The 14337-nt window shown below is 64.9% G+C and carries 15 protein-coding genes; 4 read left to right on the forward strand and 11 right to left on the reverse strand.

Translation table 11 applies throughout. The features are described from left to right. Positions 1-45: 45 nt before the first annotated feature. Genes FQK05_RS20095 through FQK05_RS20110 form a run of 4 tightly spaced genes read left to right on the forward strand, consistent with a single transcriptional unit; the run spans position 46 to position 4381 of the window. The gene (locus FQK05_RS20095) at positions 46-582 is read left to right on the forward strand and encodes a TRAP transporter small permease (protein ID WP_158970226.1); all 537 of its coding nucleotides are present in this window, start codon (positions 46-48) and stop codon (positions 580-582) included. Further along, positions 579-1880 (forward strand): TRAP transporter large permease, encoded by a 1302-nt coding sequence (locus tag FQK05_RS20100; RefSeq protein ID WP_233270597.1) that lies wholly within the window; start codon positions 579-581, stop codon positions 1878-1880. Before FQK05_RS20095 ends, FQK05_RS20100 begins: the two co-directional genes overlap by 4 nt. Positions 1881-1893: 13 nt before the next feature. Continuing rightward, on the forward strand, positions 1894-3621 hold the full coding sequence (locus tag FQK05_RS20105) for a thiamine pyrophosphate-binding protein (protein WP_158970228.1): 1728 nt from the start codon (positions 1894-1896) through the stop codon (positions 3619-3621). Further along, positions 3614-4381: a hypothetical protein gene (locus FQK05_RS20110; protein WP_158970230.1), complete on the forward strand. Its 768-nt coding sequence runs from the start codon at positions 3614-3616 to the stop codon at positions 4379-4381. The genes FQK05_RS20105 and FQK05_RS20110 overlap by 8 nt, the downstream gene beginning before the upstream one ends. A gap of 535 nt (positions 4382-4916) precedes the next feature. Here FQK05_RS20110 and FQK05_RS20115 read toward each other — a convergent pair. Genes FQK05_RS20115 through FQK05_RS20165 form a run of 11 tightly spaced genes read right to left on the reverse strand, consistent with a single transcriptional unit; the run spans position 4917 to position 13753 of the window. Then, positions 4917-6176: a TRAP transporter large permease gene (locus FQK05_RS20115; protein ID WP_233270598.1), complete on the reverse strand. Its 1260-nt coding sequence runs from the start codon at positions 6174-6176 to the stop codon at positions 4917-4919. Continuing rightward, positions 6176-6667: a TRAP transporter small permease gene (locus FQK05_RS20120; protein ID WP_158970232.1), complete on the reverse strand. Its 492-nt coding sequence runs from the start codon at positions 6665-6667 to the stop codon at positions 6176-6178. The genes FQK05_RS20115 and FQK05_RS20120 overlap by 1 nt, the downstream gene beginning before the upstream one ends. A 13-nt stretch (positions 6668-6680) precedes the next feature. Beyond that, positions 6681-7673, reverse strand: a complete 993-nt coding sequence (gene dctP, locus FQK05_RS20125; RefSeq protein ID WP_158970234.1) for a TRAP transporter substrate-binding protein DctP — start codon at positions 7671-7673, stop codon at positions 6681-6683. A gap of 27 nt (positions 7674-7700) precedes the next feature. After that, on the reverse strand, positions 7701-8819 hold the full coding sequence (locus tag FQK05_RS20130; RefSeq protein WP_158970236.1) for a GlxA family transcriptional regulator: 1119 nt from the start codon (positions 8817-8819) through the stop codon (positions 7701-7703). A gap of 20 nt (positions 8820-8839) precedes the next feature. Further along, a complete protein-coding gene (locus FQK05_RS20135; RefSeq protein ID WP_199252721.1) occupies positions 8840-9493 on the reverse strand; it encodes a hypothetical protein in 654 nt (217 codons plus the stop codon). Between the two features lie 49 nt (positions 9494-9542). Further along, entirely contained in the window at positions 9543-9812 is a 270-nt protein-coding gene (locus FQK05_RS20140; protein ID WP_158970238.1) for a BMC domain-containing protein, read from the reverse strand. 30 nt (positions 9813-9842) lie between these two features. Continuing rightward, on the reverse strand, positions 9843-10088 hold the full coding sequence (locus FQK05_RS20145) for a EutN/CcmL family microcompartment protein (protein WP_158970240.1): 246 nt from the start codon (positions 10086-10088) through the stop codon (positions 9843-9845). Next, positions 10085-10594 (reverse strand): hypothetical protein, encoded by a 510-nt coding sequence (locus tag FQK05_RS20150; RefSeq protein ID WP_158970242.1) that lies wholly within the window; start codon positions 10592-10594, stop codon positions 10085-10087. Before FQK05_RS20150 ends, FQK05_RS20145 begins: the two co-directional genes overlap by 4 nt. Then, positions 10594-11211 (reverse strand): BMC domain-containing protein, encoded by a 618-nt coding sequence (locus tag FQK05_RS20155; protein ID WP_158970244.1) that lies wholly within the window; start codon positions 11209-11211, stop codon positions 10594-10596. Before FQK05_RS20155 ends, FQK05_RS20150 begins: the two co-directional genes overlap by 1 nt. 5 nt (positions 11212-11216) lie before the next feature. Further along, on the reverse strand, positions 11217-12680 hold the full coding sequence (locus tag FQK05_RS20160; protein ID WP_158970246.1) for an aldehyde dehydrogenase family protein: 1464 nt from the start codon (positions 12678-12680) through the stop codon (positions 11217-11219). A gap of 14 nt (positions 12681-12694) precedes the next feature. Next, entirely contained in the window at positions 12695-13753 is a 1059-nt protein-coding gene (locus tag FQK05_RS20165) for a TauD/TfdA dioxygenase family protein (protein ID WP_158970248.1), read from the reverse strand. Between the last annotated feature and the right edge of the window lie 584 nt (positions 13754-14337).

Genomic DNA, 14337 nt, shown 5'->3' on the forward strand with positions numbered 1-14337 from the left:
GGTCCCCGCCGGGATTTGAAACTCTACCTAAACCAGGAGCGCGCGATGGCGACCGAGCCAGACGGCGAGTCCGTCGAAGTGAACCCCTCAGACGCGGACACCGCCCACACCATTGTTCCGGTCCGTATCGAAGAGGCGCTTGGCGCCGCCGCAATGGCTGCGATCTGCCTGATTTCCTTCGGCAATGTCGTGGTGCGCTACGCGACCAACGTGTCCTTTGCCTTTACCGAGGAATACTCGGTCTTCCTGCTGGTCTTCATGACCTTCGTCGGCGCCTCGGCCGCGTTCGCCGGAAACCAGCATATCCGCATCACCTTCCTTCTCGACCGGCTGCCACCGGCGCTGCAATGGATCTGCGAGCTGATCACGCTTCTGGCGACGACGCTCATGTTCTCGCTCGTGCTCTATTACGGCGCGCGCGTCACCTATTCGGAATGGTACTGGGAAGAAACGACGCCCGGCCTGGGCAACCCCAGCTGGATCTACACGATCTGGATGCCGATCCTGTGCGTGGCGATCCTGCTGCGCGTGCTGGGCCGCGGATGGGCCGTTCTGTTCCGTCGTCGGGAAGCGTCGCGATGATCACCGTCAACCTGATGCTGCTTCTTGTTTTCGTCGGTCTGATGATGATCGGCACCCCGATCGCCGTCGCGCTTGGCATCGGCGGGGCGGTCGGCGTGTTCTTCGGGCTCGACGCGTCCGCGATGGGCATGATCGGTCCGAACACCTATGCGGCGATTGCCAAATATCCGCTGATCGCCATTCCGCTGTTCATCCTGACCGGCGCGGTTTTCGAACGCTCGGGCGTTGCCGCACGACTGGTGGAATTCGCCCAGGCCATGATCGGGCCGCGCCGGGGCGGACTGGCGCTGGTAGCGATCCTTGTCTGCATGATCATGGGGGGCATGTCCGGGTCCGGCCCCGCCGACGCCGCGGCGGTGGCCACGGTGATGCTGCCGTCGATGGCGCGGGCGGGATATCCGCGGCCCTTCACGGCCAGCGTCATCGCGGCCTCGGCCTCGACCGCGATCCTGATCCCGCCGTCGATCGCGATGATCGTCTATTCGGTGATCATCCCCGGCATGGACCTGCGGGCCCTCTTCGCCGCCGGCCTTGTGCCCGGGATCCTGCTGGGTGCCGCCGTCGCGGTGCCAACGATGATCCTGAGCCGCAAACACGATTTCGGCCTTCAGGAGATCGCCGAACGTCCCCCCTTCTGGGCCAGCCTGCGCCGCGCCCTGCCCGGGCTGATGGCGCCGGTCATCATCTTGGGCGGCCTGCGGTCAGGTCTGTTCACGCCGACCGAAACGGCGGTGGTCGCCGTATTCTACGGGCTTTTCGTGGGCACCGTCCTTTACCGCACGATGAGCCTGCGCGACGTCTACGACGTACTGGCCGAAAGCGCCAAGATCTCGGGCGTGCTGATGATGATCCTGTCCCTGGCCGGGCTTTTCGCCTGGGCGGGCTCGACCATGGGGGCATTCGACGCGACCACGCGGGCGCTGCTGTCGGTCAGCGAAAACCAGTGGGTGATCCTTGTCCTGCTGATGATCCTCATGCTTCTGGCCGGGATGGTGCTGGACGGCGTGTCGATCTATCTGATCGCGCTGCCGCTTCTGGTGCCGATAGTTCAGGCCTTCGGCTGGTCTTATGTCTGGTTCGGCGTCGTGATGGCGATCAACATCGCCATGGGGCAGTTCACGCCTCCGGTCGCCGTGAACCTGATGGTCACGGCCAAGGTCGCCAACGTCCCGCTGGAATCCACATTCCGCTGGGTTGGCTGGCTGTTGCTGGCCATGACCGTCGCGCTGGGGCTGATCCTGGCATTCCCCGAAATCGCACTGTGGCTGCCAAGGCTGCTGGGCTATCGCATCACCTGAATGGACCTGACACATGACTGAATCGAACGAGATGACCGGCGGCGAAGCACTGGTGCGGGCGCTTCTCGCCCACAAGGCGGGGCCGGTCTTCGGCATGGGCGGCTTTCAACTGCTGCCCTTCTACGATGCCGCCCGGCGGCTGGGGCTGAACCACCACCTGATCAACGACGAACGCTGCGGCACCTTCGCGGCCGATGCCTATGCCAAGATCTCGGGCCGGGTGGGGCTGGTCGACGCGACATTGGGCCCGGGGGCCACGAACCTTGTGACCGGTCTGGTCGAGGCGCTGAACGCTGGATCGCCGATCGTGGCCATCGTGGGCGACACCCACCGCGATCATTCGTGGAAGAACATGACGCAGGAAACCCAGCAGGCCGAGATCCTGCGCCCTGCGGCGAAGGAAGTGATCCGGGTCGAAGTGATCCAGCGCATCCCCGAACTGCTGCGGCGCGCATTCACCGTGGCAACGACAGGGCGGCCCGGGCCCGTCGTCCTGATCGTGCCCGAAGACATCGCGCATGGAACCTACGGGTTCGAAGACGACGACTTCCATTGCGACCCCCGGTACCAAGCCGCGCCCGCCCTGCGCTGCCGTCCCGATGCCGCGGCCCTGGCTCAGGCAGCGGCAATGCTCGCCGAGGCGGAACGCCCGCTGATCCTGGCCGGAGGCGGTGTGCATATCTCGCAAGCGGCCGAAGACCTGCAGGCCTTCGCCGAAGCGGCGCAGATCCCCGTGGCCCACACGATGAGCGGCAAGGGCGCAATCGCCTGTACCAGCCCCCTGTCGGCGGGACTGTTCGGCCGCTACGACCGGATCGCCAACGGGCTGATCGAGGAAAGCGACTGCCTGCTGGTCGTCGGCTGCAAACTGGGGGAAATCGCCACCAAACGCTATACCGTGCCGGGGCCGGGCAAGCGGGTGATCCACCTGGATTGTGTGGCCGAGGAGATCGGCCGCACCTATTCGCCCGAACTTCCCTTGTGGGGGGATGCCCGCGAGGGCATCCGCGACCTGCACACCGCGCTTGAAGGAAAGGCCGCGCCCGGGGCCCGGAAGGCGTGGTGCGAGGGTGTCGTCACGAAGATGGACGAATGGCGCAAGATGGCCAGTGCCCGCCTGACCAGTACCGAGGTCCCGGTGTCGATGGGCCGGATGATCGGGGAACTGAACGAAAACCTGCCCGACGACGCGATCCTGATCGCCGATGGCGGCTTCGCGGCGCATTGGGGCGGGCTGCTCTATGACAGCAAGCGGCCAGGCCGCGGCTTCGTGCCGGACCGGGGTTTCGCCTCGATCGGCTACGGCCTGCCCGGCGCCATCGGCGCCTGCCTTGCTGCGCCCGAACGCGCGGTCTTTGCCATCACCGGCGACGGCGGCTTCAACATGGTCCTGGGCGAGATCGAGACCGCCCGCCGCATGAAGCTTGCCCCCGTCATCATGGTCGTGAACAACGCGGCCTCGGGCTATGTGAAGGCGCTTCAGCACCTGATGTACGGCGACGGCAACTATCAGTCGAGCGACCTGGCCGAAACGAATTACGCCGTGGTCGCCGAGGCGATGGGTTGCCTTGGCATCCGGGTCGAAACGCCGGACGCCCTGGGCGATGCGATCCGCCGGGGACTGGCCGAAACCGGGCGACCGACGGTTCTGGACGTGGTGGTGACGCGCGATCCGGGCAAGATGCTGCCCGCCGCCGACAGCCGCGCCGTCAAGGTCAAGAAGGGCGACCGCGTTGCCTGAGCCCCTGCTGGCCGACAGCGTCACGAAGCTGGGCGATGCCAGCGGCCGTGTCGTGGTCACCGGATCGCATGGCGGCGTCTTCGCCGCCTGCCTCGCCTTCCGCTCGGGCTGCAGGGCGGCAGTGTTCCATGACGCAGGCATCGGCCTTGAACAGGCGGGCATCGGCGGGCTTGACTGGCTTGGGGCAGCGGGCGTGGCGGCAGCGGCCGTGGATTACCGCAGCGCCCCCATCGGCAATGCCCAGGCGATGCTGGACCACGGGGTCATTTCGCATGTCAACGCGGTGGCCAGGGCCGCTGGGGCCGAAAGCGGCATGGCCTGCGCCGACGCCGTGGCCTTGCTGGACGTCGCAGCGGGACCGGCAGGGGAAGCCCGCGAGGAGCGGCAGCCGTTCCCGGGCGGACGGCGCCTTGTTCTCGTGGATTCCGCCAGCCTCGTCCGACCCGCGGACGCGGGACAGATCATCGTCACCGGTTCGCACGGCGCGATCTTCGGCGGCGATCCGGCGAATGCGCTGAAAGCCGACGCGTTCCTGGCCCTGTTCAACGACGCAGGCGGCGAGGCGACCTCGCGCCTGCCGGCCCTGCAGGAGCGAGGCATCGCCGCTGCAACCGTTGCCGCGATGACCGCGCGCATCGGCGACGCACGCTCGACCTACGAGGACGGGGTCCTGTCCGCCTGCAACGCGCTGGCAACCGGGATGGGCGCAAGCCCCGGCATGGCCGCCCGAACGCTGGTCGACATCGCGTCGAAGCCGTAGGCGCCGGGTGCCGAAGCTGTCATCCTTCAGAGGTGGATCCGGAAAGCCCAAGGCCGGATCCGTGTGAACCATGCACGCCACGACGGCCGCAATTCCTGAAGCACCGGACCGGGGTGACGGCGCGCAGGACAAGAGGCTTTGTCGTGCCCTTCGACCAAACGGTCCGCGACGCGTTTTTCCGGGTGAAGACGCGCGGGGCCTTCCACATTACCGGCGGCGCGCTGCGGGCTGATCTTGCGGGTCGCGACACGGCACGACCGTGGCCCGCAAACCGTCTCCTCAGCCATAGCACTCGCCGCGCCCGTCCTCTTCTGACTTCAAGCGAGAACGAGCCCTGACCCCAGCCGATTGTTCCGGGGATAGATCGACATCCCCGGACGCGTTCGAGAGTGTCCGGCCGGAAGGTTCGCTCAGGTTGGCCGGGTCATTCCCCGAATAGGCTGCCTGTTCGTCCCGGCCCCTGCCGCTGGTGGATCCAGCGTATCCCGCTGACATTTTTTATCGCCGCTTCGGACGATTGCGCGCGCATCGACCGTCATCTCAGCAAAGCCAGCGATATGCCGGGGATGAAGGTCACCAGCATCAGCACTCCGAAGATGATCAGGACAAAGGGCAGGACGGCGCGGGCGACTTCCAGGAAGGTCACGCGGAAGGCGCTCATCGCGACGAAGAGGTTCAGCCCGATCGGCGGAGTGAGGAATCCGACTTCCAGGTTGATGACCATCATCACCCCGAAATGGATTGGATCGATGCCATACGCCATCGCCGGCGCCAGCAGCAGCGGACCCAGGATGAGGATCGCGGACACCGCGTCGATCAGGCAGCCGGCCAGCAGCAGCAGCAGGTTGACGGCCAGCAGGAAGGCAATCTTGCTGTCGGTCACGGACACCACCCAGTCGGCCAGGCTGTGGGGCACGCGCTCGATCGTCAGGACTGTGTTCAGGCTGAGCGCCACGGCGATGATCGGAAACAGCATGCCCAGCATGACGGCCGTGTCGACGGTGGTGCGGAAGAAGTCGCGGATGCCCAGCTCGCGGTGGATGAACGCCTCGACGAAAAGACCGTAGGCCAGGGCCACCGCCGCAGCTTCGGTGGGCGAGAAATAGCCCGAATAGATGCCGGCCAGCAGGATGACGGGCAGCATCAGCGACCAGATCCCTTCCTTCAGCGCCAGGATCAGCGCCGGGAAGTCGAAAGGTTTGGACGGCAGGTGGCGATTGATCCAGAAGCTGTAGAACCCCAGCGCACCCACCATCAACAGCCCAGGGATCATCCCGGCGATGAACAGGTCGGCAATCGATTTTTCCGTCACCAGCCCGTAGACGATCAGCGGAATGGATGGCGGAATGATGATGCCCAGCGTCCCGCCCGAGGTGATGGCGCCCAGCGAGAAGCTTTTCGAGTATCCGGCCTCGCGCAGCGCAGGATAAAGGACAGATCCGACGGCCAGTAGCGTCACCGGAGAAGAACCCGAAATCGCGGCGAAGATCGCACAGCTGAGGATCGTGGCGACGCCCATGCCGCCGGGCAGCGGGTCGGTCAACAGGGTGGTGACACGGATCAGCCGCTTGGCAATCGATCCGCGCGTCATGATGTTGCCGGCGATCAGGAACATCGGGATGGCCAGCAAAAGATCGTTGTCGAGGCTGATCCACATGTCCTCGACCAGGTATTCCAGGTGCCCGTCCCCCCAGACCAGATGGATATAGGCCAGACCGCCAAGCAGGATGACGACCGCATTCACGCGGATGATCAGCCCGGCCAGAACGAGCAGGATAAGTCCCAGCGCAGCCATCAGCGTTCTCCCGCCACGTTGTTCGGCTTCAGTTCCGGCCGCCAGGCAAAGGCGAAGTGGCGTATGGCCGAGGAAACGAAGGTATAGGGGATGATCAGCTGTATCGGCCAAAGCGCGAAGTAGAGGACCGCAGCCCGGTCCCCGGCTTCCATCGAAAATTGCACGAAGGTGAAGCCGAACCAGGCCAGCACCAGATAGAAGACCCCCGTGACCGCGTCGCCGGTCCGGGCAAGGGCGTCACCCGCGGGGCCCGTCACCAGCCGATCGAAGGCTTCGGGCCGAAGATGTGCGTTCGCCGCCGTTGCCAGCGAGAACCCGACGAAGCCCGCGACAATCGCCGTGTAGACGGCGATGATCTTCGTTCCCAGGATCGAGACGTTGAAGACTTCCCGCCCGATCACGTCACCGATCAGCAGAATTGCCACGATGGTGTAAGCCATCGCGGCAACAACGCTTTCGACACGGGTCAATATGCCCAATGCGCGTTCCACGTCAGCCCCTGGATCAGTCGCTGCAGGCGGCCGTGGCGGCGACGAGGGTCTTCCAGACCTCTGCCGCATTACCCCCCATGTCGGCGACAATCGCCTTCTGTGCGGCAGGGGCAAAGGACTTCCAAGCGGCCAGATCCTCGGCATCCGGGTAATAGACGGTTGCCCCCTCGGCCTCGACCTTGTTCAGAAGCGACTTCTCGGTCTGGCGGACGGTTTCGCGCAGGCCATCGAACATTTCGGGCGGCGGCGTCAGCCAACCCTTTTCCTCGTCGCTGAGACTGTCCCAGAGCCGCTTGGAAACCACCATCAGACCGACCTGGACCGAATGATTGGTCACTGTGATCTGCGGGGCCTCGGCGGCATAGCCGGCGGCAATCCCGTAGAGGGCGGGCCAGCTGACGGCATTGACGTTTCCGGTCTTCAGCGCCGGCATGGTGTCCACCGTCCCCAGGGGCACGACATTTCCGCCTGCGGTCTTCAGGTAGACGGTATCGGGAATGGTCGGCGCGGTGCGGATCTTCAGGCCGTGAAGATCGTCGGGCGACCGGATCAGCGTCTTGCCCAGCAGGATCTGGTTGCCGGTGAACATCGAGACGACGGGATGCACGCCGGCCGCCTCGAAAGCGTCGCCGAAGGCGTTGGTCAGGTGTTCGTCCGAAACGCAATCCGCCTGTGCCGCGCTGCTGTAAAGATAGGGTGCCGCCGTCAGCGCATATTCGGGCACCAGCATCGAGGCGCCGGTATTCGACAAAAGCGCCATGTCGAGCCGCCCGCGTGCGGTCTGGCGGGCCATGGTCTGTTCGTCGCCCAGTTCGCTGTTGTGGAAATGGTTGACCGTCAGCTTGCCCCCCGAAACCTCGGCGACATGGGCGACATAGTCGTTCATCAGCTTGCCCCAGGGCGAAGCTTCGGGGGCCGCGCCGCCCGAACGGATTTCCCGGGCGTCCAGCGGCGTGGTCGACAATGCGATGGCGATGGCCAGGGCCGCGCTTGCAATTCGGTACATGTTATTCCTCCCTAGTTGTCTTTTCTGTCAGCGGCGCTGTGCGCGGCCGCCCGGAAGTCGGTCTTCCGGTTCCGCCCCGAGCAGGCTGAACTGATCGCGGTATTCGCTGGGGTGAAGGCCCAGCACCTTCTTGAACAGGTTACGGAAGAAGGCCGCGTCGCCATAACCGACAGCCTCGGCGACCTCGTCGATCCGCAGGTTGGTCGATTCCAGCAGCATCCGGGCTTCTATGACCCGTGTCTTCTGCAGGTAGACGGTGGGCGGCAGGCCGGTCGCGCTCTTGAAACGGCGCTTGAAGGTCCGGTCGGTCAGCCCCGAGGCTTCGCGCGCGCCGGAAATGGCATCCGGCGCGGCGTGTTGTTCATCGATCCAGGTCTGTGCCCGAAGAATGGCGGCATCGCCATGATCCAGGCGCGGCTGGAATTCGGTGAAGGGCAGCTGCCCACCGCGCTGCCCGAAGATGGTGAAGGACCGCGCGGTCTGTGCCGCCACCAGCGGGCCCGCCGCGCGTGCGATCAGCTGGACGACAAGATCCTGCCAGCAGGTCCCGCCGCCGGCGACCCAGATCCTCCGGTCCGGACCCACGCGATAGACGGCGCGTTCATAGTTGAACTTCACCTTCGGATACCAGGCCTCGACCGCCTGTGCGTAGGCCCAGTGCGTCGTAGCCTCTTCCCCGTCCAGAAGCCCCATCTCGGCCAGCAGAAGCGACCCTGTCGAAATGCTGCACAGCATGCCGCCGCGATCATGGATGCCCTTCAGCCAGTCCATGATTTCCAGCATGTCCGGGTGATCGAGCTCGGGCCGGGGCCGCGAGACCGTGCTGGCCTCGAAGGTGGGGATCACCACGATGTCGCTGTCCGTGGCCTCGCTCAGCGCCTTGTGGGCGAAGATCTGGATATCCCACAGACATTCGGCGGGGCCGGCCCTGGGGGCGACAACCGAGATATCGAAGATCGGATCGCGCGACACGCCGTAGCGCAGCGTCGACCAGATCATCCCGGCCGACGACAGGATGTCATAGGCTCCGCACACCGCCGAGACGAGCGCATTGGGCGGCAGCACGATGGCGATGCGCGTCTTGCCGGGGGCCCGCTGCGACGGCTTGCCCGAAGCACCTGCTTCGCGATCGGTCCTGTGCTGCATGGCATCGCCCCCGGGATTGACTACGACTTGCCCGTCGATGCCGCTTTGGGGCGCGACAGGGTCTTGATCCCGGCCTCGACCGCTTTCCGCGTCCGCGCAAGACGTTCGGGCGTCCCGGACACGTAGATGCGTCCGCTGGCCCCGATCAATCGGCAATCGACCAAAACATTGCCGGGTTCTGCCTTTTCCGCAGCATTGGCCAAATAGGCACCGTAGAGCGCGGGCGTCACCTCCATGATCAGCAGGGACTGGCCGGGCAGCAGCATGCTGGCCTGTTTGGCCCGGTTGATCATGACGGCATGACGGTCGGAAATGTCCTCGATGATGTCCGAAAACATCAGCTCGGGCGGGATCTGTGCGTCTGCGTCGGTTTCCAGCCAGTCCAGCATGGCCTTGCCGGCCCGGTCCAGGGCCTGGGTGTCGTCGCTGTGGATCTCCAGCATGCCGAACTGGCGTTCCACGGCAAGCATGCCCGGCTCGACGCCGGGCTCCTTCTTCAGGGCAAGGTCAAGCATGCGCTCGATCGACAGGCCCGGGGCGATCTCGATGAACAGCGAATTCGTCCCTTCCAGCGGTACATATCCCCGGGCTGGCAAAGGCGAACTGAGGAATGCCGCGAATTGGCGCTGCAGGTCGGGAATTGGAAGATACACGCGCAGTTGCGGTTTGCTCATTTCGGCCTCCGGTCGTTGCGGGGGAATGCGGCTGGTGCGCGGAAAAAGGTTACTTTCCGAACGCCTTCGCGACATCGGCATGGGGCCGCGGGACGACGTGGACGGACACGACCTCACCCACATGGTTGGCGGCTTCGGTCCCGGCTTCGGTCGCGGCCTTCACGGCGCCGACATCGCCGGTCACCTCGACCGTGACCAGGCCGCCGCCGACCTGATGATAGCCGCTGATCGTGACATTTGCGGCCTTCACCATGGCGTCGGCGGCGGCATAGGCGGCGATGTAGCCGCGGGTTTCGATCATTCCGATGGACTGAGACATGGGTTTCTCCTTTGAAGTCTCGAATTCAGTTCAGCTTTGGGTATCGACGATCCCAACGATCAGGGCGTCGATCACGGTGTCCTGCCCAAGGATCAGGTCTGCGGCGCCGTCGTCCTCTGACACGATCACACGCTCACCGTCGCCGCAGCCCAGCGTGTCGAAGGCGACGATGGTCTCCTCCGACCCGTCGAGCGCGATCAGAAGCAACGCCCCCGGTGGCAATCGATCGAGCCGCTTCGTGGCCCAGACCCGCCCGGTGACGGTGCCCAGTTTCATGGCGTCTCCCTCCGAATCGTGACGCCGCACCTTCGCGCGGCCTCGCGCGCCAGGGGTGTGATCACGGCATTGACGGGCACGACAAGATCGCCCTGCCCCAGATCGCGGACCATGCGTTCGGTGATCACGCGCTTGGGGGCGATATCGCGCGGCAGGTCGGGCCGCTGCTGGGGCTTTGCCTGGGATCTTGCCTGGACCTTCGGTTGGGGCTTCGGCTCCGTCTTCGGCTTCGCGGATGGCAGGGGTTTCGCCAGAGCCGGGGCTTTCGCAGGCTCCGGCGCAGGGCCCTTGCCGGTCTGCCCGGCACAGAAGCGGATCACCCGCTTGCCCAGCAGATCCCCAAGCGCCGGTGCCGTGGCCATGGCCAGCAGAAGCTCGACGAAGATGGCGCGGTCCTCATCCGTCTCGACCTTCACCGGGATGACCAGGCCCGCGCTATCGCCGGCGGTGCCTGCAAAGGTCTCTGCCACGATTTCGCGCACAAGGGTCGACAGGTCGGCTGACATCACACAGCCCTCCCCTCGACCATCTGCAGCGCCCGTTCGGCCGCATCCTGTGCAGCGCGGACGCTCGATGCCTCGCCCGACAGATAGATGCGCCCTGCCGCCCCCATGAACCGGCATTCCACCAGCTTCACGTCCGCGGCTTTCTCGGCCTCGTTCACCGCCAATAGCGCATAGGCCGCGGGCTGCGTTTCAAGGATGAAAAGCGATTCCGACGGCAGCAGCATCGACCCCGTCTTGGTGCGGTTGATCAGAAAGGAATGCAGGTTGTCGACCCGGTCCACGACCCGCGACGACAGGATTTCCGGCCGGATCGCATCGGATGCGCTGGCACCGATGCTGTCCAGGATCTCGGCCCCTGCCGACTTGACCGAAGACGAGAACGGCGAATGGAATTCGAGATAACCGAACTGCCGTTCGACGACCAGGTTCCCGGGCTTCACGTTCTCATGCTTCAGCGCGACATCGGTGATCCACTCGATATCCATGCCGGGCGCCACCTCGACGATCAGGGCGGCATCGTTGGCCCGCGGCAGAAACCCCCGCATGTTTGCACCCAGCAGGCACATGGTCTGCGGCTGCAGCTGGTCCAGGAAGATGTAAGATCGAAGATTTGCCATGATGCCTACACCGTCCTTGCCAGTTCCTCGCGCAGAAGCGCGCGCAGTTCGTTTTTCCAGGTTTCGGGGACCGCGCCCGTGGCGGGCGGCGGCGCAACGGCGTCCAGATCGCGGAGCTCCAGCGGGAAAGCCACACGCTTCCAGTTGATCAGGTCCAGAGGGCCCACATTGTGGTCGACCGAACTGCGCCCCGCGAAGCCGGTGCCGATGGTCGTCGTGGTGGGCAGCCCCGTGTTGAAGCCGATGGCGCCTGTCGTGACGTTCTCGTTCACGACGATCCGGTTGTAATCCAGCATGACCCCGAACTGGACCGCCTGCCCCGGATCGGCAGTATAGATCCCGCAGGTGTGGCCTGCGCCGGCCAGTGTCAGCATCTCGCGCGCCACGTCGATCGCGCCGTCGATCCCGTCGACCTCGGTAAAGCCCAGAACGGGTGAAAGCTTTTCCTTCAGCAACGGCTCGGTCCGGTCCGGGTTCGCCAGCGGGCAGATCAGGGCGCGGCAGTTCTGCGCCACCGACAGGCCCGCGCTGCTGGCGATGGTCTCTGACGATTTGCCGACGATGGCGACATTCAGCTTTCCCCCCGGGAAGGCATGATCGCGCAGCGCCCGGGTGCCGTCTTCGCAGAAGACATGCCCGCCCCGGGCCTGCAGCAGCTCGCGCAGCTTTGCCGCCACGGGCCGGTCGGCCAGGATGACCGACGGCGCCGAACAGGGTGTGCCGTGGTCGAAATCCTTGCCTTCCAGGATCATCTCGGCCGCGCGGTCCAGGTCGGCCGAGGCATCGACATAGACCGGCGCATTGCCGGGCCCGACCCCCAGCGCCGGATTGCCCGACGAATAGGCCGCGCGCACCATCGGTCCGCCACCGGTCGCCAGGATCAGGTCGGTCAAGGGCGACTTCATCATCGCGTCGACGGCCTGCATCGTGGGCGTGTCCAGCACCTGGATCGCGTGTTTCGGCGCGCCGGCGGCCTCGGCAATCGCCGCGATCTCTCGCGCCGCCTCGACCGTGCAGTCCAGAAGCGCGGGATGCGGGCTGAAGACGATGGCATTGCGGGTCATCATCGCGCAGATCGCCTTGAAGATGACCGTGGTCACGGGCGAGGTCGAGTTCGACAGGCCCACGATCACGCCCGCGGGGCGACAGATCTCCACCACCTTGTCCGCCGCAACCCGCCGGGCGCCGCCCAGCTTCAGGTCCTTCAGCTCTTCGTACAACGGCAGCGTCGTCAGCCGAAACTTGGTCAGCTTGTCCGCCAAGTTGCCAAAGCCGCCCTCACGCAGCTCTGCCTTGGCGTAATGCTCAGCCCGGAGGGACATCCGTTCCGCGATCGTCCGCCCGATCTCCTTCGCTGTCGCCTCGTCGAACGCGGCAAAGGCCGTTGCTGCATGCCGCGCATTTGCCAGAAGATGTCGCGCGGATTGCAGCGCCATCAGGTCCTTGTCGAGGTCCGGAACCATGTTCATCGGCCTGCCTCCCTTCAGCGCTTGGCACGTGCGGCAAGGGCATCGAGATCGACCCGGTCCAGGGCTTCGAAGATGGCGCCGACGGCAGCCCGTTCCTGCGGGCTGGACTGCGCCAGCCGCGACTTGTCGACGATGCTGTCCAGCGCCCGCTGGGCCGACGGCGAAGAATGCCAGGACGCCGGAACCATTTCCGCCGGGACCGTGGCGCGGTCCAGTTCGGGGGTGAAATTGCCGGCGGTCATGCGCAGCATCTCGCGGTAATGCGGAGCATAGTCGAAGACGGCGTAGTGCTGGGTGGCCAGGTTGTCCCAGATCGCAATGGAATCCTGTTCCCACCGGAAGCGGCACATGAATTCGGGCTTCTTCACCCATTCGAACAGCATTGCCAGCAGCGCGTCCGAAAGGTCGGGGTGAATGCCCCGCAGCTTCCGCGTCCAGATCGAGTTCACGTAGAGCGTCAGCTTCTTCGTGACCGGGTGGTTGACGATGGCCGGGTGGGCCATCTCGGGGCTCTTGCGGATCATGTCCAGCTCGTATTCCAGCCGGTCGACGCCGTTCATCTCGGCAATGGTCGCGTAGTTGTCGTTCTTGCGGAACGACCAGGGCAGGTCATGCACCGCCTCGACCCCCAGAAGCAGGCTCTGCAGGCCCGGTCCCAGTTCCTCGAAGGCCCGGGCACAGTTCATCCACATCGTGTCGCCACCCGACTGCGGCAGCTGGTTGGCGCGCAGGATCGACACCAGTGTCGGACTTTTCCGGAACGACACGTCATGGTGCCAGCGGTCGGTGTCGGGTTTGCTGTACCCCTGGTGCGAAATCTTCTGGATCTGTGGAAAGCCTTCGACATGCGGGAAGAATTCGTGCTTTTCCGGTTCGCCGAAGACGCGGCCAAGGTTCAGATAGGCCTCTGGCTTGATCGGCTGATTTCGGAAGAAAATGACTCCGTGCTTCCACAGGGCCTGCTTTATCTCCTCGTAGACCGCCGGGTTCTTGACCGCGTTCAGATCCACCCCGTGAATGATGCCGCCGATAGTCGGGGTCAAAGGCTCGACGCTGATATGTGAAAAACTCATTCGCATCCTCATAGCTTCACCGCTCCGACAATCCACCGGGCAGGGCAGAAAGCGGCACGATCTTAAGAGGTTAGGCGCCATGCCCAACGTCTAGGGATTGTCTCCTCCGGTTTGTCGGGGTGCTTTGGCCGTTCTCCTCCTGGCCAAAGTGCGACAAATTGCTTGTTAAGCATTGCGGTGTTCATTCCGCCTAGCAAGGGGGCGGTTTGGCCAAAAATTGAACGCTCTAACCTGTTGAACGATCATCGAAACCGCCGCACCTTCGGCTTTATCGGCCAATTTCATGGTGATCGCGCCACAACGCGAACGCGCCTAACCGGAATCGTCGCCGGACGCCCCGCGACACATGCTCCGCAATCCCGTCCTGGAGACCCGTCTGTACGGTCCTGTCCCGATGCGTTGCGGACAAGGTCGTGTGAACCGCGCCCGGGAACGAGGAGGCAGCCGCCGAGCAAGCAGGAGGCATTCCATGGGTGGAAAAGGACACCCCCGCGCTTCCGGCGTGAAGCGGCGCAGCTTGTGCCGACGCCCGGTCTGGCGCTGCGCCGAATTGCAGGGGATCGCGGCGCGCGCTGTCGACACCG

The organism is Chachezhania sediminis, assembly GCF_009765275.1.
Taxonomy (GTDB): Bacteria; Pseudomonadota; Alphaproteobacteria; order Rhodobacterales; family Rhodobacteraceae; genus Chachezhania; species Chachezhania sediminis.